The sequence below is a fragment of the Bosea sp. 29B genome (assembly GCF_902506165.1).
Lineage (GTDB): Bacteria > Pseudomonadota > Alphaproteobacteria > Rhizobiales > Beijerinckiaceae > Allobosea.
Genome location: NZ_LR733817.1, coordinates 1043659 through 1068736 on the forward strand (window position 1 = coordinate 1043659; position 25078 = coordinate 1068736).

The following is a 25078-nucleotide window of genomic DNA, read 5'->3' on the forward strand; positions in this document are numbered from 1 at the left end:
CCGTTCAGTCCTTGCGCGGGCGCACATAGCGCACGACCGGGCGCTCCTCGCCCTCGGTCATCACGTCGATCACCACCGCCTTGCGGCGCCAGACGAAGACGCATTGGCCAAGACCCGTGCCGGCGCAGACATACATTTCCGGCCGCCCGGCGCAGCGCTTGTCGCCGGCCATGCATTGATCGGCATCGGGCAACGCAACCGGCCGCCACTCCTGTCGCAGCAGGGCCGCGCGCGCCTTGCCGTAGTCCTGGCCGACGAGCTTCGGTAGCGCCTCGGCCGCCCCGGTGGCGCCTGCCGCGAGGCAGGTGACGAACGCCACGGCAATGGTCCCGGATATCCGCATCGCATCCCCCTTAGAGATGATCGCTCGCCTTGACCGGCTGGCGCGCCGCCTCGGCCGCCTCGAAGAAGGGCGGCAAATCGCGCACGCCCGCAAGCCCTGCCACCAGCGACCCGGGAAAGACCTGCACCGCATTCCTGAGATCGCCGACGGCATTGTTGTAGAAGCGGCGAGCGGCGGCGATGTTGGCCTCGACCTCGTCATAGCTGCGCTGCGCCTCGACCATCGGCGCCGAGGAGGTCAGCTCGGGATAATTCTCCGCCACGGCGAAGAGCCGGGTCAGGTCGGCGGAGATAGCCTCTTCCGTCCGGAACTTCTCTGCGACGCTGGCGAAGTCGCGCTCGCCGAGCTTCGGCATGGCCCGCGCCCGCAATGCCGTCAGCTCCTCCAGCAGGCCACGCTCATGCTCCAGGAAGCGGCGGGCGATGGCGAGCACATTGGGGATCAGGTCGTGGCGTTGCTGCAGCTGCGCATCGATCGAACCGAGCGCTTCGCCCACGGCGTTCCGGCGCCTGACGATCGCCGCGTACCAGAGATACAGCGCGACGCCGAGGCCGAGCATGAGGAACAGGAAAGCGGTCACGGCGTCGGGCCCTTTGAGGATGAGGGATCGCCCGGCGGCTCAGCCGGCCGCTCGGAGAAGGATGTGCCGGGAGGCATCGTGCCGCCCGGCTTGACCGCGACATGCATGGCGATCATCGCATCGACCAGGCGGAACACCAACGCGAGTTCGCCTTCGAGATATTGCAGCTGCGTCGCGGCGTCGTGCGCCTGCAGGCTCGGCGGCTCGAAGAGCAGGCGCGTTCCGGTCTGCGCGACGGCGAAGGTGATGCTATCGCGCTCGACCAGGCAGGAGGGCGGGAAGAAGTCACCACCATCGGCCATCGACAGCAGCCGCTCCATCACCGCCGGCGTCAGCACGGTGCGTGCCTCGACCTGGTCGTTGCCGTAGACATCGTAGATCGAGGCGAAGCGCGGGTCCTCCAGCCTGACCGACATCAGGCCGGACGGAGCCGGGCGGCTCTTGTCGAGCACCATGGTCGTGCCGAGGAAGGGCGTGTCGACCGCGAGCACGAGCAGGAGGCCGTTGAACACCGTGCTGTTGTTCTTGCCGCTCCTGCGTTCGAGCTCGATCTCGCTCAGGCGCAATTCGTAGCCGGCATAGCGGCCGGCGATGGCATCGTCGATCTCCGCCCGGTCGTGCCGCGGCAAGAGTCCCCTCGTAGCGAGATCGCCGACCGCCGGCACGGCGCCCTCGACATAGCGCAGCTCGCCATGGCGCCGCAGCAGCAGCGGCATCAATTCGCGCTTGAACGCCTTCGCATAGCGGCCCCCGGGAATGCTCAGCGCGATCAGCCAGGGCACGGCGATGGCGAAGCCGAGCAGGAAAGGGACGAGCAGCCACTCGGCGAGCATGCCGGACTTGCTGCCGCCCCGGCCTGGCATGACGAGGACAATCATGGCCAGCGCCAGACCCATCGGCACATAGAGCATCACGCGGCGGCGGGTATCCCTGGCAGCCTCCAGCCGCAGCCCGTTCAGCCGCGCGATCTCGGCGGCGAAGCGTGCGCCTGTATCGGCCGACGCCATCGCCACCGGCAGGTGATAGTGCCGGTAGATGGCATAGGCCAGCGCAGCGAGGACCGCGCTCGGGATCAGCAGAACCAGCGAAGTCTGAAGCAGGTTGTAGAAGAGGCCGACGATCACGGCGATGATGACCAGAAGCATGCCCGCGACCGGGCCGAGGAAGCCCGCCGACATCACGATCGCCACGATCAAAAGCGGGATGCCGAACAGCGCCATCATCAGGCAGCCGCCATAGCGGCCGACCTTGCGCTGCGCCTGCCGCGTCTCGACGGCGGTGTAGCGCCGCGGCTTGGCGCTCTGTCCAGTCTGGCGGGCGGGGTCGGTCATGACGATTCAGCCCGGCGCACCGCACAACGGCGAAGCCGGGCCGCCGCGGCTGTACGGATGGATGGCGGGCGTGCCGGGCATGGTCATCAGCTCCTCCAATGCGGCAAGGCCCCGGAATTCCAGCGCGTCGACCATTGAACACGCGCCCTGTCGTCCAGGAAAAGCCCTCCGCAGGCATCCGGCGTCCTTCGCATGAAGGAGGCCGGATGCCCGGCGCGTGCCACCGACTGGCGGCAATGACGGCGCACGCGCCTGGAGGGACCGAGATACGGCCTTGCTCCAGTGATTACCGGCATGACGAGGCCGCCGCGTCCTCCAAATCGAGGAGCCGGCACGACGCTGCTGGAAAATTTCACCCCACTGCGTGTCCGGATTCGCCGCGCGCTTCCGTTTCCGTCGCTGAGACCATCAGCACCGGAGCAGAATTCCATGTCGATCACCGAGATCTACGCCAGCAGCAGCGCCTCCCGCCCCGCTTGCCGGATGCCGCAGCTGCGGGAGCGGCCGGCTCCGGCGGCGGATGCGATCTGCGTCTTCACCCTCGACGCCGAACTACGCGTCGAGCGAATGAACGCCGCGGCGCTGGCGCTGACCTGGGCCGGCATCATCTCCGCGCTGCGCTTTGCGACCCGCGACCGAGAGCTGAACAGCCGCCTGCAGCGCTGGGTCCGGCTCGCGACACCGGAAGCGGAGTTGCGCCTGTCCTATCGCGACGGCCGCAGCAGCTTCGCGCTCGCCATCTCGCTGGCGGAGGATTGCAACGATGCGGCCGAACCCGCCCGCTTCGTCGTGGTGATGCAGGAGCAGACCGGCGCGATCGACCGCAAGCTCGCCGATGTCGCCCGCGACCACGGCCTGACCGGCGCCGAGACGCGCGTTGCCGAGCGCCTCCTCCTCGGCGAGAACACCATCCAGGCGGCACGCAAGCTCGGCGTCGCGCCGACGACGGTGCGAACCCATCTGCAGCGCATCCTCGCCAAGACCGATACGCACCGGCAGAGCGAGTTCGCCTGCCTCGTCGCGCGCTACGGCCACTAAGCCTGGCGCATCAGCTCGCCTCGGCGCTCCGCACGTTCTGCAGGATCAGTTGCGCCACGAGAGCCGGCGCTTCGAGATAGGGCATGTGCCCGACGCCTGCGAGCCGGTGGCAGGCGGCATGGCTGGGCAATTCGTCCTGATGCCTTTGCGGGATGATGCGATCGCCCCTGCCCCAGATCACCTTGAGCGACCCGGCGAAGCGGTCGAGATCGGCAGTGATCCTGATCGCCTGCGTCCCATCCGGAAACAGCTTCTGCGCGATTTCGGCCTGCGCCACGCCGACGCTGAAGCGTTCGCGCTCGCGCAGCATCGCCTGGGCATAACCGCGCGGCAGCCGGGCGGGATCGGCCGCGAGCCGCTCCAGCCAGGGCGCCAGGCTCTCCGCCGTCCGCGCCGAGAGGAAGCCGGCGAGAAATCCGCTATCGATCTCCGGCCCCAGCCCCGCCGGAGCGATCAGCGTCAGCGAGCGCACCCGCACCGACTGGTTCGCCGCCAGCACCGCCGCAACGGCGCCGCCGAGCGAATGCCCGACGAGATCGCATTCGCGCGCGCCGCTGGCCTCGATCTGGCCGAGCACCGCTTCGGCGAGCTCTTCCAGCGATGGCGTTTCCAACGCAGGTTCCCGGCCGTGGCCGGGCAGCTCCGGCGTCAGCACCGGGCGCCCATCGAGATGCGGCCGCACCATGTTCCAGGCCGCGGCATTGGCGCCGAAACCATGGAGCAGCACTAGCGGAACGGCCGGGCCGGCTTTCGCCACGACAGGCGAGTGCACGACTGCGACGGGGGCAGTCGCCGGTGCGGCTTCCGTCCGCTCCTGCAGGGCCCGTTCGATGTCTCGGCTCTTGATCCGCCCACCCGGCCCAGTGCCGGCGATGCCGGATGTGTCGAGACCAGCCTGGCGCGCCAGCCGCCGGGCCAGCGGCGAGATGCTGATGCGCCGGCTGGCCGTCTCGGCCTTGGCCAGTGCGTTGGGAACCATAGCCTCCGGCACTGCAATAGCCGGCTGCGACGCGGCAAAGGCCACCTCATCCGCAGCAAGGCTGTCGGCGATGCGTCCGAGCACCGCCCCGATGCCGACCTCCGCCCCTTCCGGCGCCAGGATCGCGGCAAGGACGCCGTCGCACCCGGCTTCGATCTCGGTCGCGGCCTTGGCCGTCTCGACCACGACGACGACGTCGCCAGCCTTGACGGGGTCGCCGACCTTGGCCGACCAGGAGACGACGGTCGCGCTCTCCATATATTCGCCGGCACCGCCGGCGAGCGTGATCTCATGGCTCATGCCGCCCTCCCTCAGGCCAGGGCCCGGCGCGCCGCCGCGGCGATCTTGTTGGCATCGGGCAGGACGGTGCTTTCCAGCGGCTCGCTGTAGGGGATCGGGATGTCGTGGGTCGCGACGCGCTCGACCGGGGCGTCGAGATCGTCGAAGCAGCTCTCCATGATCGTGGCGCTGAGCTCGGCGGCATAGCCGCAGAAGCGCCAGCCCTCGTTGACCACCACGGCATGGTGCGTGCGGGTGATCGACGCCTTGATCGTCTCGCGATCGAGCGGGCGCAGCGTGCGCAAATCGACCACCTCGGCGGAGATGCCCTCCTTGGCCAGTTCGTCGGCCGCCTTCAGCCCGTCGACCACCATCTTCGAGGAGGCGATGATCGAGACGTCGCTGCCGGCGCGGGCGATGCGCGCCTTGCCGATCTCGACGAGATGGTCGCCATCCGGCACCTCGTCGCGCGTGTTGTAGAGCAGCTTGTGCTCCAGGAAGATCACCGGATGGTCGTCGCGGATCGCCGCCTTGAGCAGGCCCTTGGCGTCCGCCGCCGTCGCGGGGGCGACCACCTTGAGTCCGGGGATATGGGCGACGAGCGCATCCAGGCTCTTGGAATGCTGAGCGCCGGCGCCGGCTCCGCCGCCGCCTTGCGTGCGCAGCACGAAGGGCATCGTGACCTGGCCGTTCCAGATGTAGTTGTAGATCGAGGCCTGGTTCATCAGCGCATCGATGCTGAGCGGCAGGAAGTCGGCATACATGATCTCAAGCACCGGACGGGTGCCGGCCATCGCCGCTGTCACTGCCATCGCGGTCAGCGTCTGCTCGGAGATCGGCGTGTCGCGCACGCGTTCAGGCCCGAACTCCTCCATCAGGTCCTTGGAAACCTTGAACACGCCGCCATAGACGGCGATGTCCTCGCCCATCAGCCAGACGGATGGATCGCGCTGCATCTCCTCGCGCAGCGCCGAACGCAGCGCCTCGGCATAACGCATCATCGCCATGGTCAGGCTCCCGCAACGGTATAGGGCGCGCTCGGCGCATGCTCGGCGAAGCTGGGCAGCGGATCGTCCAGGGCCTGCTCAACGGCCGCATCGACCTCCGCACGCGCCGCCGCCATGACCGCGTCGAGCCGCTCGGCCGGAACGGCGTCGGCCAGCATGGCGCGGGCGAGCATGATCGGGTCGCGCTCGCGCCAGAGGGCAAGGTCCTCATCCGTCTGGTAGCCGCCGACATCGCTCGTCGAGAAGCCGACCATGCGATAGGTCTTGGCCTCGATCAGCGAGGGTCCCTCGCCGCGCCGCGCCCGCTCGACCGCGGCGCCGACGGCGCGATGGACGGCGATGACGTCGTTGCCGTCGACGATCTCGCTCGGCATGCCGTAGCCGGCGGCCCGGACCGAGAGGTCGGGCACCGAGGATTGCGTCGAATGATGAGCGGTCAGCCCGTACTGGTTGTGCTCCAGCACGAACACGACAGGCAACGTCCACAACGCTGCGATATTCATCGATTCATGGCAGATGCCGGTCTGCGCCGCACCGTCGCCAAAGATGCACATGGCGACGCGCTGGCCGCCATCGGCGCGGTTCTTCATCTGTAGCGAGACGGCGAAGCCCGTCGCCGCCGGAATGCCGCCGCCGACGATGGCGTTGCCGCCGAGCAGCCCCTTCTTCGCGTCGGCGATCAGCATGTGCCCGGCCCGGCCGGCGCAGGCGCCGGTGGCGCGGCCGAGGATCTCGGCGACGATCGGATGCAAGCCCACGCCCTTGCCGACATAATGCGCATGGCCGCGATGGGTGCTGGTGAGCAGATCATCGTCGGCCAGCATCGCGGTCGCGCCGATGCCGACCGCCTCCTGGCCGTCGCAGCGATGGATCGGCCCGCGCGTCTTGCCGGCCTTGTGCAGCTCGCCGAGCCGCTCCTCGAGATGGCGCACCGCCACCATCCGCCCGAGCATGTCGAGCTGCTCATCCACCATCGGTGAATTCCTCATCGCCGCCGCTTTCTCCCGTGCGCTTGGCGCCTCCTTCGCCGGCTCTGGGCAGGCAGACGGAGGCACTCACAGCTTTCGCTGCGAGGGACCCTAGCGCAGTCCGCAGCGCAGCGCTATAAGTGTCTACACAAGATAATGCAGTCTTGCAGCGAAGCGACAGAACCGGCCGCACGACGGCGAACGCACGCTCCGATCACGGAGCGTGTCACCGGAGGAACAGCCGGCTTTCCGCCGGAACCAGAGGAGAAGCACGATGATCTTCGACCACCGCGTCTACACGGCCCGGCCGAACCGCCTGAACGACTTCCTGAAGCTCTATGAGGATGTCGGCCTGCCGATGCAGCGCCAGTATCTCGGCGAGCCCTTCGGCTTCTTCCAGACCCATATCGGCGATCTCAGCCGCGTCGTGCATCTCTGGCAGTATGACAGCCTCGCCAATCGCGAGGCGCGCCGCGACGCAATGGAGGCCGATCCAGCCTGGCAGGCCTATCGCAAGCAGGTCGTCGAGGCCGACCCGCTGCTCGACATGCGCAACCAGATCCTCAAGCCCGTCTCCTTCTTCAAGCCCAAGCCCTGAGACGGAAAGACCTGAACCGAGACGACCCCACGCCGGACATCCAGCCCATGAAACTCGACCTGATCGTCGGCGACGACTGCTGGCGGATCGCCTGCGACACGGCGCGGGCGCCTCGCACGCTTGCCGCGCTCGCCGCGACCTTGCCCACCGCGCTCCAGCTCCACACCCCGAAGATCGCTGGCCAGCACATCTACTGGCACGCGCCCTTCGTCGAGGATGCGGAGGGCGGCGTCGACGTGATGGAGGCACAGCCCGGCGCCTTCCTGTACTGGCCGGCGCGGCAATTCCTCGAGCTGATCTTCGCGCCGCTCCAGGCCGAGACAGCAGAGGTCACGCTGCTCGGCCGGATCGAGGGCGGGCTGCCGGAACTCCAGGCGCTTGGCCTGCGCTTGCGCGAGCAGCACGGGCGCAGGCTCTTCGCCGGCAATCTGCTGCCGGTCGAAGGCGTGCAGGCGCCTGAACCACGGCCATCGCAGGTTCCGGACGAACTCGTCGCCATCAGGCACAAGCTCTGGAGCGGCTCACCCACCGATATCGAAGCCCTGCTCGCCTCGCGCGCGACCATGCACCCGGCCGGCCCGCTCTTCCTGGCGGAATCGGAGGCGCGCATCCTGCAGGAATTGCTCTGGTGGGTCCGCGGCGGCCTTGCGACGGAAGAGCCACGCATCTCCCGCCGTATTGCAGCTGTCGCCTGTAACAAGGCCGCGACCCGGCTGCGCGATTTCTGTCATCTCGGCGAGAGTGCCGCGGCGATCTTCGCGCTGGAGGCGGCCTTCGGGCGCGACGACATCCCACTTGCCGCTTTAGTCGACGAAGCCATCCTCTGCGCCGGCCGGCTGGCCGCCTGGCTCGACCTGCGCATTCCGTGGTCGGCGGTCAACGCGGCTGCCCGCGCCGCGCTCGACGAGACCACCGCATGAAGACCCGGCTCGCTCCCCTCGCCGATGGCGGAACCCTCGCCTACACGCTCCGCGGCGACGGCCCGCCGCTCGTGCTGATATCGGGCCTGGGCGGCCTCGCCTCGTTCTGGAACGCCTTCGCCGAGATCTGCGCGCCCTATTTCCAGGTCATCACCTACGACCATCGCGGCGTCGGCGGTTCCTCGGCCCTCGAGGGCCCGACCAGTATCGACGCGATGCGCGAGGACCTTTTCGGGCTGCTCGACCATCTCGGCATCGCCAGCGCCGCCATCCTCGGCCATTCCACCGGCGGGGCGATCGCCCAGGACCTCGCGCTCGCCCAGCCGGAGCGGGTCACGCGGCTGGTGCTGTCGGCGACCTTCGCCCGACCTTGCGCCTACATGCGCCGCCTGTTCGCCGGGCGGCTCGAACTGCTCGACCGGCTCGGCATCGACGCCTATCGCCGCCATGCGGTGACGCTCCTCAACGCGCCCTACTGGCTCGACGCCAACGACGCTGTCATCGAATCGGAGCTGCAGGCGGCAGCAACCCGCTCGAAGCCCATGGACGCCGCGGTGGTGCGCGAGCGCATGCTCGCCGTGCTCGGCCATGATGTTCAGGACCGGCTGGCGCGGATCGCCTGCCCGGTCCGCGTCGTGGTCGCGGCCGACGACATCGTCACCCCCGCCTATCTCTCGCAGCGCCTCGCCGACGGCATCCCGCAGGCGGACCTCGCAGTGCTGCCGCGCGGCGGCCATTACGCCATGCGGGCTGAGCCCGAACTCTACCGCGACGCGGTGCTGGACTTTTTGCGCGGCGGCTCTTCCGCCGCCGGGACGAGGACATGATCATGGATGTGAACGCGATGCGCGGGCCGATCGGCGTGGTCGGGCTCGGCACCATCGGCCAGCGCTGGGCGGCGACCTTCGCCCATCACGGTTACGAGGTCTCCTGCCATGATCCCGACCCGGCGCGCTGGCAGTCTTTCCAGGCGCTGCATCCGGCGCTGATCGACGATCTCGAACGCCTGGCACCGGCCCGCACAGCGCGCGGCCCGGTCCGCTTCTCCAGCGATCTCGGCAAGGCGCTCGCCGGCGTCGTCTTCGTCCAGGAATCGGGCCCCGAGCGGCTCGACCTCAAGCAGGAGCTGCTCGCGGCGATCGAGCGCCATGTCGGCGACGACGTCATCATCGCTTCCTCCTCCTCGGCGCTGCTGGTTTCGGACATGCAGGCGAATTGCGCCCGGCCGCAACGCATCGTGCTCGCCCATCCCTTCAACCCGGTCCATCTGATGCCGCTGGTTGAGATCGTCGGCGGCCGCGACACGGCGCCCGAGGTGATCGAGCAGACCCGCGCCTTCTACGAGGCGCTCGGCAAGAAGCCGGCCGTGCTGCGCAAGGAGGTCACCGGACATTTGGCGCTACGGCTGATGGGCGCGATGTGGCGCGAGGCGATCTCGCTGGTCGAGAGCGGCGTCGCCAGCGCCGAGGACGTCGACCGCGCCTTCTGCTACGGCCCCGGCCCGAAATGGACGCTGCAGGGCTCGTTCATCTCGAACCATCTCAACGCCGAGGGCATCGAGGCCTTCCTGACCAAATACGGCAAGACCTACCAGGACATCTGGGACGATCTTGGCGATGCCAGGCTGGAGCCGGCGACGATCGCGCGCGTCTCGCAGGAGGTCCGCGCCGCCATCGGCGAGCGTAGCGATGCCGACTTGCGCGACCAGCGCGATGCCGGCCTCGTCGACCTGCTGCGCGTAATGACACAGCGCGCCGCCCTCTGACGACAGCAACGGGAGCATCCGCATGGCAACGCCCCTTCCCTATCGCACTGCCCTCGTTACCGGAGCCTCGCGCGGCATCGGCGCCGCGATCTGCGCCCGGCTGACCGGGATGGGCCTCATTGTCTACGGCGTCGCCCGTAGCCGCGAGGCGCTCGCCGGTGTTGTCGACGCATTCGGCGTCGTCCCCGTCGTCGCCGATGTGCGGGATACAGACGCGATCGTCGCCGGGCTCGGCGGCGCCGAGATCGACGTTCTCGTCAACAATGCCGGCATGGTCGCCACGGTGAAGCCGCTCTACGAGCAGAGCGCGGAGGAAATCGCCGAGACGATCGCGGTCAACCTGACCGCGCCGATGCTGCTGATGCGGGCACTGCTGTCGGGCATGGTCGCCCGCAAGCGCGGCCATGTCGTCAACATCACCACCACCGCAGCACGCGGCGTGCTCGCCGGAACCTCCGCCTATGGCGGCGCCAAGGCGGGCCTTGCCCATGCCTGCCGCTCGCTGCGCTATGATCTCGCCGGCAGCAATGTCCGCATCACCGATCTCGCCCCGGGCCGGGTCGAGACCGAGATCTATCTGCGCGCCTTCGGCGGTGATCGCGAACGCCTCAACGAGACCATGTACGGCCATGTCCGCGCGCTGCAGCCGCAGGACATCGCCGAGACGATCGCCGCGGTGCTCGCTCTGCCGCAGCATGTCGACGTCACCGAGATCGAGATCTCGCCGACCGACCAGGCGGTCGGCGGCCATGTCTTCAAATCGGTGGAGGGCTGAGCCGTTCAGGCGCGGCGGGTGCTCGCTGGCGCGCCCGTCAGCTTCTCCAGCACGGCATCGCAGGCGCCAATCCAGCTTGCCTCGACGTCACCGGCTTCGAGCACCTTCAGGCCGCATTCGGTGATGCCGCCCGGCGTCGCCAGGCTCGTGAGCAGCGCCTCGACCGGCTCCGGCCGCTCGGCGATCATCCGGCCGGCGGCGACGAAGGTCTCCGCCGCCAGTTGCCGCGCCGTCTCGGGTGCCAACCCCTGGGCGAGCGACCAGTCGCGCCCGAGCCCGATCAGCACCTGGGCCCAGCCATAGATCGCGGCGCTGACCGTCGCGGTCTCGAAGCCGGCCTCGTCGGCGAGCGGGATGACTGCGCCGAGCCGCGCCAGCAGCGGCCGCAGCGCCGACAGGTCGGGATAAACGGTAGTCGGGCTCGCGCCGATCGAGGCCGCCGTCAGCGGCATGATCCGCACCACCTCAGCCGGCGCGGCCGCAGCGCGCAGATCCGCCAGGGGCACGCCGGCGCAGGCCGAGACCAGGATCTGGCCCGGCCGCCAGCCCAGCCCCGTCATCGCGGCGACCGCATCGCCCGGCCGTGTCGCCAGCAGCACAATTTCAGCGGCAGCGACGAGCGCGCCATTGTCGGCCGCGAGCGCGATGCCGTGGCGCTCCGCCAGCTTCGGACCGAGCCCGCGTGGCGACAGGATCATCTCGCCCGCCGGCAATCCGCTGCGCAGGAGCCCGGTGATCATCTCTTCCGCGAGATGACCGACGCCGAGGAAGCCAATTCGTGTCATGTTGCATCCATGAGTGCGCACACTGCTTGCAGCAATGGCGATCGGTGGTTGATTTTTGCGTGCGAGGCGCTTTCAAGCATGACGCGTCGAGAGGCCGGGCGCGACCGCAGACCGGCCGGACAGAGAGGCTGAATGCCGAAGACCGCCAAGGCCATGACCGCGGAAAAGGCCGACAGGACCGCGCCGCGCCGCGCCGCCGACAGCGCCGAGCGCGCCTACAAGGCGATCCGGCAGCAGCTGGTCGAGTTCAAGATGCGCCCGGCAGAGCGAATCAACGAGGTCCATCTCGCCGAGATGCTGGACCTCTCGCGCACCCCGGTGCGCGAGGCGTTGAACCGGCTCGCCTCCGAAGGCTTCCTGGTGTTCACGCCCAATCGCGGCTTCTGCTTCCGCGGGCTCGACATCGACGATCTGCTCGACCTGTTCGAGATGCGTTCGATCATCGAGACCGGCGCTTTCGCGCTGGCCTGCGAGCGCGTCGACGAAGCGGGCATCGCCAAGCTGCAGGCCTTCTGGGCCGATGCGCATCCGCGCTACGACAGGCGCGACCCGGACGAGATTCTCGAACTGGACGAGGCCTTCCACGTCCACCTCGCCGAACTCGCCAACAACCCCGAGATCGTGCATCAGCTCACCGGTATGAATGCGCGCATCCGTTTCGTGCGCCGCGCCCAGATCGAGAACGCCCCGCAGCACTGGAGCCTGGTCGACGACCATGCGCGCATCCTCCAGGCCCTGATCGACCGTGACCGCGAGCGCGGCGTCGACATCCTGCGTCGCCATATCTCGCTGACCTTCGCCGAAGCCCGCGCCGCTCTCAAGGAAGCGCTCCTGAAGAGCTACTTGCCGGACGAGGACACACCGCCACGCCGCCGGGGACGCGCCGCGCGGAAATAGCGCGAGGCCCTCTATGCGGCCGCATGGTCGGCTATTACGCGCAAAGCCCGGACCTGTCAGACCGACCATCGCCGCGGCAGTCACACGGCTGTAGTCAGACCTTGAATTCGAAGCGCTTTTCTTCGGCCCAACCATCTTCCGGGCCAGCGCAGCGCGTGCCACGACCGGCACTTTCATCAGCAAGAATCTGCGATTTGGGCAGGGGCTGCGCACGTGATGTCCAAAAGTGCCTGTACAACTGCATGCACTTATGACACGGTTCGCTCCATCGGGGAAATCCCGCTGTGAATGGAACCTCTAGGGATGCGCGACCACGTCCTCGGGCTCGACCACATCGTCATCGCCGTGAGCGAGCTATCGGCGTCGGCGCAGCGCTGGCAGGCGCTGGGCTTCACGGTCTCGCCGCGCGGCCTGCACAGCGACTATCTCGGCACCGGCAACCACACGATCATGTTCGAGGACGACTATGTCGAACTCCTCGGCGTGCTAACCGCCACCGAGTTCAACGCCCCGACGCGCAGCTTCCTGGTCGATGGCGCCGGGCTCGAGCGCCTCGCCATGCGCACCGACGATGCCGCTGGCGGCCTCGCCGCACTGAAGCGCGACGGCTTCGATGGCGGCACCGGCCCGTTCGAGTTCCGTCGCCCGGTCGAGCTCGACGGCGGGCGCATGGGCGAGGCCGCCTTCCGCATCTTCCAATGGCCGCTGGAGCCGGTGCCCGGGAATGTTCGCCTGTTCGCCTGCCAGCATCTCACCCGCGACACCGTCTGGCTGCCGAGCCTGACCGCCCATCGTAACGGCGCCAGTGCGCTGAAGAGGATCGAGATCGTCGCCGCCGATCCGCACGCCGAAGCGGAACTCTGCGGCAAGCTGCTCGACCTGCCGGTCAGCGCGACTGCCGGCGCCCATACCGTCGCCATGCGCCCGCGCGGCGCCGATCTCGTCTTCGTCGACGCGGCGGACTTCGCAGCACGCTGGGGCCGCGGGGCGGGCGACGCGCTGCCGCGCTGCGGCATCGTCCTAGCGATCGCGGACATCAAGGCGGCGGCGCCCTTTGCCGAATGGACCGGCCCGAACGCCCTGCTCTGCGCGGGCGTCGATGGCGCGCTGATCGGCTGGGAGGCATGCGCCAGACGGGAATGACCGCTCGCCAACAAGAATTCACAAGCAAATCACGACAATGGAGGGGACCATGACCACGACACATCCGACACGGCGCCATCTGCTCACCAGCGCCGGCGCGCTCGCAATGGCGGCCGCACTGCCGGCCACCACCTTCGCCCAGGAGCCGCGCCGCGGCGGCACCATCACCGTGCACATGCCGCAGGAGCAGCGCATCCTGAACCCGGCCCTGCGGGCCTCGACCGGCGTCTACGTCATCGCCTCCAAGATCATGGAGCCCCTGGTCGATCTCAACGAGAAGGGCGAGCTCGAGCCGATGCTGGCGACGAGCTGGGAGGGCTCGGCCGACGGCAGGACCATCACGATCAAGCTGCGCGAGGGCGTGAAGTGGCATGACGGCAAGCCCTTCACCTCGGCCGACGTGCAGTACACGGCGATGGAGCTGTGGAAGAAGCATCTGAACTACGGCACCGCGCTGCATTCGGCGCTGGAGGCGGTCGACACGCCCGACGCCCACACCGCGATCTTCCGCTACAGCCGCCCGATGCCGATGGACCTGTTCATGGGCGCGGCGCCGGACCTCGGCTACATCGCGCCGAAACACGTCTACGAAGGCACCAATATCCTCGACAACCCGGCCAACGTCGCCCCGATCGGCACCGGCCCGTTCAAGTTCGCCCAGTATGAGCGCGGGCAGTACGTCATCGCCGAGCGCAACCCCGACTACTGGCGCAAGGGCTTCCCCTATCTCGACAAGATCGTCTGGCGCTTCATCACCGACAAGGCCGCCGCGACCGCCGCGATCGAGGCCGGCCAGGTCCATATGAGCAACTATTCCTCACTGCCGCTCGCCGATATCGACCGGCTCGGCAAGGATGCTCGCTTCGAGGTCTCCTCGCGCGGCAATGAGCGCCAGCCCTTCCAGAACACGATCGAGTTCAACCTGCGCCGCAAGGAGCTCGCCGATGTGCGCGTGCGCCGCGCCATCATCCACGCCGTGGACACCGACTTCTTCATCGAGAACTTCCTGTACGGCAACGGCAAGCGCGCCCATGGGCCGATCCCGTCGGTCTCGACCAATTTCTACAAGGCCGGCGCGCCGGACTATGCCTTCGACGTCAAGAAGGCGAACGCGCTGCTCGACGAGGCCGGCTTCAAGCGCGGTGCCGGCGGGGTGCGCTTCTCGCTGAAGATGCTGAGCCCGCCCTTCGGCGAGGACATCCCGCTCTGGTCGACCTTCATCCAGCAGTCGCTGCAGCAGGTCGGCATCAAAGTCGAGCTCCAGCGTCCGGACGCCGCGACCTATCTGACCGCGGTCTATCGCGACTGGGACTACGACCTCTCGACCGGCTGGCACATCTACCGCGCCGACCCGGCGATCAGCACCATGGTCTGGTACCGCTCGGGCAGCCCGAAGGGCACAGCCTTCACCAACCAGTGGGGCTGGGTCGACCCCAAGGCCGACAAGATGATGGACGACGCCGCCTTCGAGATCGATCCGGCCAAGCGCAAGGCCGCCTATCCGGAGCTCGTCAACCTGCTCAACACCGAGGTGCCGCTCTGGATGGCGACGGAACGCCAGTTCATCTCGGTCACCAGCAAGAAGCTGAAGAACCACCACAACAATCCGCGCTGGCCGTCGAGCCACTGGGCGGATTTGTGGTTCGAGCCCTGATCCGGCCGAGTCGGAGCGGCTGCCTGCCATGGCGGCCGCTCCCCGCCTGATCACCGCCTTTTGACAAGACCCGCCCGACGCTCACGGATGCCGGCCATCCGGACACGTTCGGCGCTTGAAGACCACGGCTCATGCACATCTTGAAACTGGCCGGACGACGGCTGATGAGCAGCATCCCGACGCTGCTCATCCTGCTCGCCGGATTGTTCATCCTCCTGCAGTTCGCCCCCGGCGACACCGTCGATGCGCTGATGGCGCAGATGGGCGGCGGCGATCCCGCGCAGGCGGCGGAGCTGCGGCGCTTCTACGGGCTGGAAGGCAGCGCGGCCGTGCGCCTGCTCGACTATCTCTGGCGGCTGGTCCGGCTCGATCTCGGCTTCTCCGCCATCTACAACAAGCCGGTCGCGACCGTGATCCTGGAGCGGCTGCCGGCGACGCTGATGCTGATGCTATCGGCGCTGAGCTTCGCCTTCTTCGCCGGCATGCTGCTCGGCATCGTCTCGGCGCAGCGCGTCAACGGCTGGGCCGACACGCTGATCTCGCTGCTCGGCCTCCTCTTCTATGCGACGCCGTCCTTCTGGCTCGGCCTGATGAGCATCGTCGTGTTCTCGATCTGGCTGGCCTGGCTGCCACCGGGCGGGCTCTACGAGATCGGCTCGGGCGCCACCGGGATCTGGCTGGTGCTCGACATCGCCCGCCACCTGATCCAGCCGACGATCACGCTCGCGCTGATCTTCCTCGCCATCTACCTGCGCATCATGCGGGCCTCGATGCTGGAGGTCTCGACCCTCGACTTCGTCCGCACCGCCCGCGCCAAGGGGCTGACCCGCGGCGAGATCGTCCGCAAGCACGTGCTGCGCAACGCGCTGCTACCGATGGTGACGCTGATCGGCCTGCAGGCCGGCACCATGCTCGGCGGCTCGGTGGTGATCGAGAGCGTGTTCTCGCTGCCCGGCATCGGCCGCCTCGCCTATGAATCGGTGGTCCAGCGCGACCTCAACACCCTGCTCGGCATCGTCTTCGTCTCCGCCGTCATGGTCATCTGCGTGAACTTCATCGTCGACCTGGTCTATGCGCGGCTCGACCCCCGCATCAGCGCGGGAGCCTGAGCCATGAAGGCGCTCAAGCATTTCCTGATGAGCCCGGCCGCCATGCTCGGCCTCGTCCTGCTCGTCGTCATCGTCGGCCTCGCCCTCTTCGCCGACGTGCTCTATCCGCGCGATCCGCTCGGCCTCGCCGGCCGGCCGCTGCAATGGCCCAATCCCGCCGGCCGCTTCCTGCTCGGCACCGACGCTTCCGGACGCGACATCGCCGCCCAGATCGCCCATGGCGCCCGCACCACCCTGCTGATGGGCATAGTCTCGACCCTGATCGCCATCGCGATCGGCATCGTCATCGGCGCGCTCGCCGGCTTCTATGGCGGGCTGACCGACGACGTGCTGATGCGTCTGACCGAGGCCTTCCAGACCCTGCCGAACTTCATCCTGCTGCTGGTGCTGGTCGTCGTCGTCGGCTCGAACATGACGGCGGTGACGATCGCGATCGGCGTCGTCTCCTGGCCGGCGGTGGCGCGGCTGACGCGGGCCGAGTTCCTGACCCTGCGCAATCGCGAATTCGTCCAGGCCTGCCGCACGCTCGGCCTGACCAATCGCTGGATCATCTTCCGCGAGGTCCTGCCCAACGCGCTCGCCCCGATCATCGTCTATGGCAGCGTGGTGATGGCGACGGCGATCCTGCTGGAGAGCGCCCTCGCCTTCCTCGATCTCTCCGACCCGAACATCGCCTCCTGGGGCAACCTGATCGGCCAGGGCCGCAAGGTGCTGCGCAGCGAATGGTATGTCTCGGCCATCCCCGGCGTTGCCATCCTGCTGACCATCCTCTCAGTCTCGCTGGTCGGCCAGGGGCTGAACGACGCGCTCAATCCGAGGCTGCGCAACCGATGAGCGCTCCCGCGTTTGCCCCGCTCGTCCATATCGAGGACCTCTCCATCGCCCTGCCCAGGGGCGCCGACCGGCCTTTCGCCGTCGAGAAGCTGTCGCTGACCCTGAACGCCGGCGAGATCGTCTGCGTCGTCGGCGAGAGCGGTTCCGGCAAGTCGATGACCGCCTCGGCCCTGATGGGCTTGCTGCCGCCCTCGCTGCCGGTCCGCAGCGGCAGGATCATGCTCGGCGAGCGCGACATCGTCCGCCTCACCGAGGACGAGCTGCGCGCCATCCGCGGCCCTGAGATCGGCATGATCTTCCAGGAGCCGATGACGGCGCTGAACCCGCTGCGCACCGCTGGCGACCAGATCGCCGAGATGTTCCGCGCCCATACCGACCTGCCGAAGGCCGAGATCGAGGCGCGGGCGCTGAAACTGCTCGACGAGGTCGGCATTCCCGAGCCGGCCTCGGCCTATCGCGCCTATCCGCACGAGCTCTCCGGCGGGCAGCGCCAGCGCGTGATGATCGCAATGGCGCTGGCGCTCGAGCCCAAGATCCTGATCGCCGACGAGCCGACCACCGCGCTCGACGTCACCATCCAGGCGCAGATCCTCGAGCTGATCCGCGACATCCAGCGCCGCACCGGCATGGCAGTCCTGTTCATCACCCATGATTTCGGCGTCGTCGCCGAAATCGCCGACCGGGTCATGGTGATGCAGCACGGCAAGGTGGTCGAGAGCGGCAGCGCCCAAGCCGTGCTGCACAACCCGCAGCATCCCTACACCAGGGCGCTGATCGCGGCGGTGCCGAGCCTGACGCCGCCGCCACCGCGCGCTCTGCCTAACCAGACCATCGCGACCGTGCGCGAGCTCTCGAAGACCTACCGCACCGGCGGCGGCTGGTTCGGCCGCAAGCAGCGCGTCACCTATGCGGTGAAGTCGGCGAGCATCTCCCTGCCGAGCCAGGCGACGCTCGGCATCGTCGGCGAGAGCGGCTCGGGCAAGTCGACATTGGCGCGCTGCATCGTGCGCCTGCTCGATCCCGACAGTGGCGCGATCGAGCTCGGTGGTGTCGATTTCGGCGGCCTCGAGGGCGAGGCGCTGCGGCGCCAGCGCCATCTCGTCCAGATGGTCTTCCAGGACCCTTACGCCTCGCTCAACCCCCGCCGCAGCGTCGGCGATCTCGTCACGCAGGGCCTGATCGCCCGCGGCACGAAGCGCACCGTCGCCATGGCCCGCGCCAAGGAGCTCTTCGCGCTGGTCGGCCTCGACCCTGCCGCAACCGACCGCCTGCCGCACGAATTCTCCGGCGGCCAGCGCCAGCGCATCGGCCTCGCCCGGGCGCTGGCGCTAGAGCCCAAGGTGCTGGTCGCCGACGAGGCCGTCTCGGCACTCGACGTCTCCGTGCAGGCGCAGGTCCTCAAGCTGCTGGTCGAACTGCGCGACAAGCTTTCGCTCTCAATGATCTTCATCACCCATGACCTGCGCGTCGCGGCGCAAATCTGCGACCATATCGCGATCATGCAGCGCGGCGAGGTCGTCGAGCATGGCGTCACCGCCGATATCTTCGCCGCACCGAAGCACCCCTATACCCAGAAGCTGCTTTCCGCCGTGCCGGGACGAGCGAACTGACGGAGCTGATCCGATGAGCGAGACCTACGAACCCGGCGAGACCTTCGTCGTCCAGCCCGGCACCGCGACGAGCTACTGGCAGCCAGTGCCGGCCAATGGCCATATCGAGGTCGCGCTCGACCCGTCCAAGGTCAGGATGGACAACCCGCTCGCCTTCGGCACCCAGACCGTGCCGCCCGGCGGCCATGTCCGCGAGCACAGCCATGACCGCCATGAGGAGGTCATCTACTTCATCAAGGGCAAGGGCCGGGCCGTGCTCGACGGCCAGGACGTGCCGGCCGTGCCGGGCACCGCGATCTTCGTCGGCAAGAGCCGCCGCCATATGTTCATCAACGACGGCACCGAGGACCTGCATTGGGTCTGGCTGATCGTGCCGAACGGCCTCGAGGACTTCTTCCGCCTGATCGGCCGCCCGCGGACGGCCGGCGAACCGGCCCCGGAGAATTTCCCGCGGCCGGAGAACGTGCTCGAGATCGAGCGCCAGACCGTCTTCGCGGCTCAGCCCAAAGACCAGCGCCAGCCCTGATTGGAGTCGCGATGGCGAGCGAACGGCGCATCGGCCTGATCGGCTTCGGCACGATCGCCAAGGACATCCAGGCTCGGCTCGGGAACGAGGGCTTTGCCTTCGCCGCCCTGCTGCAGCCGGATTCGCCGAGCCGTGCCGACGTGCCAGCCGGCCTCACCTTGCTCGCGTCCGTCGACGAGTTGCTGGCCTGGCGCCCTGCCCTCGTTGTCGAGGCGGCCGGCCATGCCACCGTCTCGCAGCTCCTGCCCGCAATCCTCGCCGCCGGCATTCCAGCCATCCCAGCCTCGACCGGAGCGCTCGCCGACGATGATCTCCTTGCCCGGCTCGCCGAGGCGGCCGAGCGGGGAAGGACGCGCCTGATCGTGCCTTCCGGCGCGGTCGGCGGTCTCGATTATCTCGCCGCGCTGGGCGAGACGGCTGACGCCCATGTTTGCTACACCTCGCGCAAGCCGCCGGCGGCATGGGGTCCCGAGCTCGCCGCGCTTGGCCTTGCGGAGAAGGCCGCGCAGGCCGAGATCGTGCTCTATGAAGGCACGGCGCGCAAAGCTGCCAAGCTCTATCCGAAGAACCTCAATGTCGGGCTGACCATCGCGCTGGCGGTCGGGCATGACCGCCTTTCCGTGCGCATCGTCTCCGACCCGTGGGCAGCCGGAAACACCCATGAGATCGAGGCGGAGAGCGCGCTCGGCACGGCCCGGATGAGCTTCGTCAACCTGCCTTCGCCCGCCAACCCCAAGACCTCGGCCCTGACGGCCGCCAGCCTCGCCGCGGCGATCCGCCGGCAATTCGATCGCATCGCGATCTAGGAAAGGTGCCGATGACCGCGCCCGTGCTGCCCAGGCTCGCCGATCTCGTCCCGCCGAATTTGCGGCCGGGTGCCGAGCTGCTCGCCGACGGCGCCGCCATGGCCCGCGGCTGGCAGGTCGGCCGCAATCTCTTCCTCGACGCCGCCGGCGTCGCCTGCGAGGCCGACTACAAGCGGCGCATGGCGGGCGAAGGGCGCATCATGCAGCATGCCCATATCGGCTTCCGCAGCGTCGAGCGCACGCTGGAGGCGATCCGGACCGTGCATGAGAGCTGCGCCAGGCTCGGCGTCACCGTCGATCGCTTCGGCATCACGCTCGACTGGTCGATGGGCTACCCGCTGGGCGAGCGTGATAAGCGCCCGCGCGGCACCGGCATCGTGCTCTCCGGCCCCGAGGACTTCTCCCGCATCACCGGCGTCGTTCCGGCAGCGGCGCATTTCGGCGACTTCATGCTCGGCCTGCCCGGTGCGGTCGAGAATACCCGCGCCGCGCTGGCGGCCGGCGTCACCACCGTCGGCAATCTCGGCCAGTACTTCACCTTCCGTCTGCCGGACTGGGACGACGACGTCGCCACGACGGAGGCGACCGTGACGGCCCTCGGCCTGATCGCCGCCCAGCCGGTCGAGGTGCTCGTCCATTCCAATCTCGACGACGGTTTCGCCGGCCTGTTCTCCGATATGAGCTCGGCGCTCGGCATGGTGCTGATCGAGAAATACATCGTCGAGGAACTGATCGGCGCCCGCGCCTCGCATTGCTACGGGCACCATTTCACCGCCCCGCTGGTGCGGCTCGCCTTCCATCGCGCGATGATGCAGGTGACCGACACGCCCGGTAGCATGATCTTCGGCAACACCGTCTCTTACAAATCGACGCCAGCCGGCAATTTCGCCAGCCTTGCCAGCTATCTCCAGGCCGACATCTGGTCGCTGCGCCGGCAGCACAGCGGCCATGCCATCAATCCGGTCCCGGTCACCGAGAACGAGCGCATTCCCGACACCGACGAGATCATCGACGCGCAGATGTTCGCCGGACGGCTGGTCGAGCACGCCTCCGGCAGCCTTGGCCTGATCGACCTTCGCCCCGTCGATGCGATGGCGGAGAACCTCGTCGCGGGTGCACACAAATTCCGCTGCCGGATCCTCGCCGGCCTCGCCGATCTCGGCGTCGACATCGCCGACGCCGCCGCGATCATGCTGGCGCTGCGCCGCATCGGCCCGCGACGACTGGAAGCGCATTACGGTTCGGGCGCGCCGGATCGCGCTGCCTGGGGCGGGCGCCGCGCTCTGGTCGAGGCCGAATGGGTCGAGGAACTCCGGCACGAGACCGAAGGCTGGCTCGACAAGGTCGCGACGCCCACCCGCATCGGCATCGGACAGGCCAGTCTCAAGGTCTGCGTCGCCAGCAGCGACGTGCACGAGCACGGCAAGAGCCTGATCGAGCATCTGCTGACGCGGCTCGACGCCGAGCCGGTCGATGGCGGCACCTCGGCCGACCCCGACGATCTCGTCGCCATCGCCCTGGCCACTGGCTGCGACGTGATCGCGATCAGCACCTATAACGGCATCGCGCTACGCTTCGCGACCGAGGTGCTCGCGGCGCTGGAGCGCGCCGGCGCGAATCTACCGGTCTGCATCGGCGGCCGCCTCAACCAGATTCCCGAGGATTCGAATTCCGGCCTGCCGGTCGACGTCACCGATGATCTCGCCAGGCTCGGCGTCATCCCCTGCCCGACGCCGGAGGGCCTGGTCGCCGAGCTCGATGCGCTCGCGCGGGCCCGGTTGGCACAGGCCGGAGCGGCCTGAGGCGGCACTCCGCCGCGCTGATGACATGATCGGCGCGGAGGGTTCGGACATGCCGGATCCGGCCTCCCGAAAGGACATCAGCATGACCACCACCCGCAGCCTCCTGGCGGGCGCCGCTCTGTTCGCCACCATCGGCCTCGCCGGCCTGGCCCTGGCGCAGGGTCATCAGGGTCATGGCAGCCATGGCACAACCACGCCTGCCGCCGCCGGTACCGCGGCGACGAAAGGCTACAAGGCCGCCAACGACAAGATGCACAGGGAGATGGGCATCGCCTTCAGCGGCGACGCCGATGTCGATTTCGCCCGCGGCATGATCCCGCATCATCAGGGGGCGGTCGACATGGCCAAAGTCGTGCTCGCCCATGGCAAGGACCCCGAATTGCGCAAGCTCGCCGAAGGCGTGATCACCGAACAGGAGAAGGAGATCGCCTTCCTGCGCGACTGGCTGAAGAAGCAAGGCAAGTGATCTTTGCCACACCGCCCCGGATTCGTCGCGATCCGGGGCCCGCTTCACGCCGGCGGCTTGCCCTGCAAGGCAGGCTTTGGCAGAGAGGCGGCGCGACTTGCGTCCACGCGTCCTGCATGCACAAGCCGTGATTCACACATGGGCTCTGCTCTCGCCTCCGGCTGCTCGCGGGTTCGATGAAAAAATACCTCGACTATCTCTGGCCTCTGATCGGCCTCGTCGCTGTCATCTGGTCGGTCGACCTGCTCTGGGACAAGCTCAAGACCGAGGCCCTGACCAATGAGGCCATCGCGGCCCAGCTCGATCAGGCCGGCCTCTGGGACGCGTTCAAGATCGTCGCCACCGGCATCGGCCAGAAGATCGCACTGATCCCGCCGGCCGCCTTCTTCCATGCCGGCCTCGCGACGCTGGTCGCCTATGCCGCGCTCGCCTGGTACGACCGGATCGCGCTTTTGCATCTGCATCGCGAGAAGGGCATCTCCTGGGCCTATATCTCGCTCTGCTCCTTCGTTACCTACGCGCTCTCGCACAATATCGGCGCCTCGGTCTTCTCCGGCGGCATGGTGCGCTACCGCGCCTATCACGCAAAGGGCCTGAGCGCGGCCGAGATCGCAGTGCTGGTGGCGCTCTGTTCCTTCACCTTCGCCTTCGGCACCATCCTCCTGATGGGGTGCGTGCTCATCGGCGAGCCGCAGATCCTGCGGCCGCTGCACCGGCTCTCCGACTGGTTCGGCATCGGCGACAAGCAGGCGCGCCTGATCGGCTTTGGCCTGATCGCCTTCTGCGTGCTCTACACGATCGGCGCCTGGCTACGCTTCAAGCCGCTCAAGATCGGTTCGTTCGAGCTGGTCTATCCGCGTCTGCCGATTGTCGCCAGGCAGTACTTCGCCGCCCCACTGGAGCTGATGGGCGCCGCCGGCATCATCTATTTCGCGCTGCCGGAGCAGGGCAATCCCGGCTTCTTCATCGTGCTCGGCGCCTTCCTGATCTCGTTCTCGGCCGGCCTGCTCAGCCAGGTGCCGGGCGGCGTCGGCGTGATGGAGGCGGTGTTCCTCGCGGTGATGCCGGGCGTGCCGGCCCCGGCCGTCTTCGCAGCATTGCTGGTCTGGCGGATGTTCTACCTGATCATCCCGCTGGTGATCTCGCTGCCGATCGTGCTTGCCTTCGAGCGGGCCCAGCTACGCAAGGCCCTGGCGCACGAAACGCAGGTGAAGGCTCAGGAACAGGCGGCGGCCAAGGCCGCGGCCCTGCACATCGACAAGCCGGAGTAAGGCTTCAGCGCTTGAGCGCGATCGCCGCGGCGCCGAACATCAGGAGGCTGCCGATCGCCTCGGCCGGGCCGAACGGCTCGCCGAGCGCGAAGACGCCTGCTCCGACCGCGACCGCCGGGCTGATGAAGGCATAGAGCCCCGCCCGGAAGGCGCCCCAGTCGCGCACCAGCCTGAGATAGATGGTGAAGCCGATCAGCGAGCCGCCGATCACCAGCACCGCCACCGCCGGCAGCACCGGCCACGACACCAGCGCGGCGAAGTGCGCCGGCGTGACGTTCTCCAGCAGGCCGGACATCAGGCAGAGTCCGAAACCGCCGATCAGCGTCTGCCAGCCGGCCAGCGTCAGTGTCGGGATGCGGCCCATTACCGGCCGCGACCAGACCGCGCCGAAGCAATAGAGCAGCGTGCCGGCTGCCACCGCGGCCAGCCCCCAGAGCTCGAGCGGCCCGCCCTTCGCCGCCGCGATCCCGCCCAGCGCCCGCGTCGAGAACAGGAAGCCGAGGCCGACCGCTCCCAGCCCGATCGCAGCGAGCTTGCGCCCGCCGATCGCATGCCCCTCGATCAGGTAGCTGGCGATGATGGTGAAGATCGGGATGGTCGCGAAGTTGACGATCGCGGCAAGCCCGGTCGGCGCCTGCGCCGTGCCCCAGAACAGCAGGGTGTAGTTGCCGGTGTTGAGCAGCAGCGCAGTCATGACGACGCGCGGCCAGGCTGCAGCCGGCACCTTCAGCACGTCCCGGCCGGCCCAGGCCAGCATCAGCGACCCCGCGATGATGAAGCGCGACGCCGCGAGGAAAACCGGCGGCACATGCTGCGAGCCGACCTTGATCGGCAGCCAGGTCAGGCCCCAGACGAGGCACATCAGCGCGAAGAGGGCGGCATTGCGGGACATGGGGCAGCGCTTAGCGAGGGTGGCGGGAACAACCAATGCCGGCCGGGCATGCGGCTATGGCGTCGATGGAGGGACCTACGCCCCACCCACTGGCCAACGCCCGTGCCGCGCTCTATTATAAGAGAATCAAGGGTATGATGATGGACGATCTCGCGTCAAGATTGGCAGAACGGCTGCGCGGCGAGCGCGAGGCCCGCGGCTGGAGCCTGAACGATCTCGCCGAGCGCTCGGGCGTCTCGCGCGCCATGATCAGCCGGATCGAGCGCGGCGAGGCAAGCCCGACCGCGGTGCTGCTCGGCCGGCTCTCCGGCGCCTTCGGCCTCACCCTGTCGAACCTGCTGGCGCGGATCGAAAATGCCGGCGAGCGCGTCCGCCGTGCCAAGGACCAGCCGCTCTGGCGCGATCCGGAGACCGGCTTCGTCCGCCGCGCCATCTCGCCGGCCGGCAATGGCGATCTCGAACTGGTCGCCGGCGAGTTGCCACCCGGCGCGGCGATCGCCTATCCCGCCAGCTCCTACGCCTTCATTCGCCAGCAGATCTGGATGCAGTCGGGAGAGCTCGATTTCGACGAGGGCGGCATCGTCACCCGGCTTCAGGCCGGCGACTGCATGGAGCTCGGCCCGCCCAGCGATTGCCGCTTCAGCAATCCCGGTACCGGGCCGGCGCGCTATCTTGTGGTCGTGAGCAGGCGCTGACCTCC

General features: G+C 68.4%; 27 protein-coding genes. 18 read left to right on the forward strand and 9 right to left on the reverse strand.

Features of this window, described 5'->3' with window-relative positions:
• Nucleotides 1-4: 4 nt before the first annotated feature.
• The 4 genes from GV161_RS05015 to GV161_RS31315 are packed head-to-tail and all read right to left on the reverse strand — an operon-like array spanning nt 5 to nt 2389.
• Entirely contained in the window at nt 5-319 is a 315-nt protein-coding gene (locus GV161_RS05015) for a hypothetical protein (protein WP_152015741.1), read from the reverse strand.
• A gap of 34 nt (nt 320-353) precedes the next feature.
• Nucleotides 354-923 (reverse strand): LemA family protein, encoded by a 570-nt coding sequence (locus GV161_RS05020; protein WP_201303133.1) that lies wholly within the window; start codon nt 921-923, stop codon nt 354-356.
• Complete coding sequence (locus GV161_RS05025) at nt 920-2254, reverse strand: DUF3137 domain-containing protein (protein ID WP_152015740.1); 1335 nt, start codon at nt 2252-2254, stop codon at nt 920-922. The genes GV161_RS05020 and GV161_RS05025 overlap by 4 nt, the downstream gene beginning before the upstream one ends.
• A 6-nt stretch (nt 2255-2260) precedes the next feature.
• Nucleotides 2261-2389, reverse strand: a complete 129-nt coding sequence (locus tag GV161_RS31315; RefSeq protein ID WP_280179055.1) for a hypothetical protein — start codon at nt 2387-2389, stop codon at nt 2261-2263.
• Nucleotides 2390-2683: 294 nt separating this feature from the next.
• Between GV161_RS31315 and GV161_RS05030 the strand changes: the two genes are divergently transcribed.
• Nucleotides 2684-3292 carry a helix-turn-helix transcriptional regulator gene (locus GV161_RS05030; RefSeq protein ID WP_201303134.1) on the forward strand — a complete coding sequence of 203 codons (609 nt, stop codon included), beginning with the start codon at nt 2684-2686 and terminating at the stop codon, nt 3290-3292.
• Nucleotides 3293-3302: 10 nt separating this feature from the next.
• On the opposite strand, the gene GV161_RS05035 is transcribed toward GV161_RS05030, so the two are convergent.
• From GV161_RS05035 to GV161_RS05045, 3 genes are read right to left on the reverse strand one after another with little or no spacing between them, the layout of a single operon-like run.
• Nucleotides 3303-4571 carry an acetoin dehydrogenase dihydrolipoyllysine-residue acetyltransferase subunit gene (locus tag GV161_RS05035; protein ID WP_152015738.1) on the reverse strand — a complete coding sequence of 423 codons (1269 nt, stop codon included), beginning with the start codon at nt 4569-4571 and terminating at the stop codon, nt 3303-3305.
• Between the two features lie 11 nt (nt 4572-4582).
• A complete protein-coding gene (locus tag GV161_RS05040; protein ID WP_152015737.1) occupies nt 4583-5557 on the reverse strand; it encodes an alpha-ketoacid dehydrogenase subunit beta in 975 nt (324 codons plus the stop codon).
• 2 nt (nt 5558-5559) lie between these two features.
• Complete coding sequence (locus GV161_RS05045; protein ID WP_159650779.1) at nt 5560-6531, reverse strand: thiamine pyrophosphate-dependent dehydrogenase E1 component subunit alpha; 972 nt, start codon at nt 6529-6531, stop codon at nt 5560-5562.
• 268 nt (nt 6532-6799) lie between these two features.
• Between GV161_RS05045 and GV161_RS05050 the strand changes: the two genes are divergently transcribed.
• From GV161_RS05050 to GV161_RS05070, 5 genes are read left to right on the forward strand one after another with little or no spacing between them, the layout of a single operon-like run.
• Nucleotides 6800-7123: an NIPSNAP family protein gene (locus GV161_RS05050; RefSeq protein WP_152015735.1), complete on the forward strand. Its 324-nt coding sequence runs from the start codon at nt 6800-6802 to the stop codon at nt 7121-7123.
• A 47-nt stretch (nt 7124-7170) separates the two neighbouring features.
• On the forward strand, nt 7171-8043 hold the full coding sequence (locus GV161_RS05055; protein ID WP_152015734.1) for a hypothetical protein: 873 nt from the start codon (nt 7171-7173) through the stop codon (nt 8041-8043).
• On the forward strand, nt 8040-8870 hold the full coding sequence (locus GV161_RS05060) for an alpha/beta fold hydrolase (RefSeq protein WP_152015733.1): 831 nt from the start codon (nt 8040-8042) through the stop codon (nt 8868-8870). The genes GV161_RS05055 and GV161_RS05060 overlap by 4 nt, the downstream gene beginning before the upstream one ends.
• Before the next feature lie 2 nt (nt 8871-8872).
• Entirely contained in the window at nt 8873-9808 is a 936-nt protein-coding gene (locus GV161_RS05065; protein ID WP_159650153.1) for a 3-hydroxyacyl-CoA dehydrogenase NAD-binding domain-containing protein, read from the forward strand.
• A 22-nt stretch (nt 9809-9830) separates the two neighbouring features.
• Nucleotides 9831-10583 (forward strand): SDR family oxidoreductase, encoded by a 753-nt coding sequence (locus GV161_RS05070; RefSeq protein ID WP_152015731.1) that lies wholly within the window; start codon nt 9831-9833, stop codon nt 10581-10583.
• A gap of 5 nt (nt 10584-10588) precedes the next feature.
• Here GV161_RS05070 and GV161_RS05075 read toward each other — a convergent pair whose 3' ends face one another.
• Nucleotides 10589-11368, reverse strand: a complete 780-nt coding sequence (locus GV161_RS05075) for a pyrroline-5-carboxylate reductase dimerization domain-containing protein (RefSeq protein ID WP_152015730.1) — start codon at nt 11366-11368, stop codon at nt 10589-10591.
• Nucleotides 11369-11500: 132 nt separating this feature from the next.
• Between GV161_RS05075 and GV161_RS05080 the strand changes: the two genes are divergently transcribed.
• From GV161_RS05080 to GV161_RS05130, 11 genes are all read left to right on the forward strand, one after another.
• Complete coding sequence (locus GV161_RS05080; RefSeq protein ID WP_152015729.1) at nt 11501-12265, forward strand: GntR family transcriptional regulator; 765 nt, start codon at nt 11501-11503, stop codon at nt 12263-12265.
• A 303-nt stretch (nt 12266-12568) separates the two neighbouring features.
• Nucleotides 12569-13408: a VOC family protein gene (locus GV161_RS05085; protein WP_159650154.1), complete on the forward strand. Its 840-nt coding sequence runs from the start codon at nt 12569-12571 to the stop codon at nt 13406-13408.
• Between the two features lie 49 nt (nt 13409-13457).
• Entirely contained in the window at nt 13458-15062 is a 1605-nt protein-coding gene (locus tag GV161_RS05090; RefSeq protein WP_152015727.1) for an ABC transporter substrate-binding protein, read from the forward strand.
• A 131-nt stretch (nt 15063-15193) separates the two neighbouring features.
• Nucleotides 15194-16171 carry an ABC transporter permease gene (locus GV161_RS05095; RefSeq protein ID WP_152015726.1) on the forward strand — a complete coding sequence of 326 codons (978 nt, stop codon included), beginning with the start codon at nt 15194-15196 and terminating at the stop codon, nt 16169-16171.
• A gap of 3 nt (nt 16172-16174) precedes the next feature.
• Nucleotides 16175-17005 (forward strand): ABC transporter permease, encoded by an 831-nt coding sequence (locus GV161_RS05100; protein ID WP_092156595.1) that lies wholly within the window; start codon nt 16175-16177, stop codon nt 17003-17005.
• On the forward strand, nt 17002-18615 hold the full coding sequence (locus GV161_RS05105; protein ID WP_152015725.1) for an ABC transporter ATP-binding protein: 1614 nt from the start codon (nt 17002-17004) through the stop codon (nt 18613-18615). The genes GV161_RS05100 and GV161_RS05105 overlap by 4 nt, the downstream gene beginning before the upstream one ends.
• Before the next feature lie 13 nt (nt 18616-18628).
• Nucleotides 18629-19141 carry a cupin domain-containing protein gene (locus GV161_RS05110; RefSeq protein ID WP_152015724.1) on the forward strand — a complete coding sequence of 171 codons (513 nt, stop codon included), beginning with the start codon at nt 18629-18631 and terminating at the stop codon, nt 19139-19141.
• An 11-nt stretch (nt 19142-19152) separates the two neighbouring features.
• Nucleotides 19153-19947, forward strand: coding sequence for an aspartate dehydrogenase (locus tag GV161_RS05115; protein WP_152015723.1), 795 nt, complete (start codon nt 19153-19155; stop codon nt 19945-19947).
• 11 nt (nt 19948-19958) lie between these two features.
• Nucleotides 19959-21749 carry a hypothetical protein gene (locus GV161_RS05120; protein WP_152015722.1) on the forward strand — a complete coding sequence of 597 codons (1791 nt, stop codon included), beginning with the start codon at nt 19959-19961 and terminating at the stop codon, nt 21747-21749.
• Between the two features lie 82 nt (nt 21750-21831).
• Nucleotides 21832-22215 (forward strand): DUF305 domain-containing protein, encoded by a 384-nt coding sequence (locus GV161_RS05125; RefSeq protein WP_152015721.1) that lies wholly within the window; start codon nt 21832-21834, stop codon nt 22213-22215.
• 176 nt (nt 22216-22391) lie between these two features.
• Nucleotides 22392-23486, forward strand: coding sequence for a YbhN family protein (locus tag GV161_RS05130; RefSeq protein ID WP_193219564.1), 1095 nt, complete (start codon nt 22392-22394; stop codon nt 23484-23486).
• A gap of 4 nt (nt 23487-23490) precedes the next feature.
• Here the strand turns inward: GV161_RS05130 and GV161_RS05135 are convergent, their stop codons facing one another.
• Nucleotides 23491-24378: an EamA family transporter gene (locus GV161_RS05135; RefSeq protein WP_152015720.1), complete on the reverse strand. Its 888-nt coding sequence runs from the start codon at nt 24376-24378 to the stop codon at nt 23491-23493.
• Between the two features lie 140 nt (nt 24379-24518).
• Here GV161_RS05135 and GV161_RS05140 point away from each other — a divergent pair, with 140 nt between their 5' ends.
• Nucleotides 24519-25073 carry an XRE family transcriptional regulator gene (locus tag GV161_RS05140; RefSeq protein WP_201302990.1) on the forward strand — a complete coding sequence of 185 codons (555 nt, stop codon included), beginning with the start codon at nt 24519-24521 and terminating at the stop codon, nt 25071-25073.
• The last annotated feature ends 5 nt before the right edge of the window (nt 25074-25078 follow it).